The organism is Staphylococcus sp. 231237_7MaSpsaltlick (assembly GCF_043107035.1).
Window position 1 is genome coordinate 1 of the sequence record NZ_JBICNX010000207.1, and the last position, 824, is coordinate 824.

The 824-nt window shown below is 33.6% G+C and carries 2 protein-coding genes; both read right to left on the minus strand.

What is annotated here, in order from left to right; genetic code table 11:
• Positions 1 to 82: 82 nt before the first annotated feature.
• Entirely contained in the window at positions 83 to 496 is a 414-nt protein-coding gene (locus tag ACF91D_RS30940) for an HK97-gp10 family putative phage morphogenesis protein (RefSeq protein ID WP_392438584.1), read from the minus strand.
• A complete protein-coding gene (locus tag ACF91D_RS30945; RefSeq protein ID WP_392438585.1) occupies positions 483 to 818 on the minus strand; it encodes a phage head-tail adapter protein in 336 nt (111 codons plus the stop codon). Before ACF91D_RS30945 ends, ACF91D_RS30940 begins: the two co-directional genes overlap by 14 nt.
• Positions 819 to 824: the final 6 nt, after the last annotated feature.

The window sequence follows — 824 nt, forward strand, 5'->3', positions numbered from 1 at the left end:
GAACGATAGGGTTGCTTTTTAATTTGTTATAAATACTATTAAATAAATCATCTTCCACCGATACCCACATATCATAACCACCTTAAGAAAAATACTTATTAAACACTTTTCGACCTGCATCTATTGCCGGATTCCAAAAAGGTTGTGCGTGCATTCCATAAGTAGTGTGCCATTCTCCATCGTCATCTTTGTATGACCACGGGATTTTTTTAGCTCTACTACCACCAGGACCTGTAGCATAAATACCTGTACCATATTCTACATATATAGCATATTCAGCACCTACACTTATAATCCCGGTGAACCCACCATCTTTATATGTGAAGTCTATAGATTCTTTTAAATAACCTAAATCTACAGGAGCTAGTGCAATAGCAGCGTTATATATTATAAGTGTTGTTTTTGCTATACCTTTTTTAACCCACTCTTGCATATCTTTTTCGAATTTCTCTAAATCTACTACTAATTTGTCACTACCATATTTAACTTTGGCCAACTTCATACACCTTCAATCTAGTAAGAAGTACTTCATGCATTCCGCCCTGGTCTGTTGGTTCACCGATTACTTCGTATGTCTTACCTTCAAACTTAAAAATTGATTCTCGATCTATCGGTATATGAAATGGCGTATATAAATTGCAATCATAAGAAGTATTCATTTGATAAAACTTGAGTTGTTCACTGGTAGATGGTGTATCCATAAATCCATTAATTTTTGTTATTGAAACAAATACTCTTTTTTGATTTGGAAATTTACCAACTAATTCAAAACTTCCTATTTCTATTACATGCGGAAACTCATTTAATGGATCAAACATGTTACC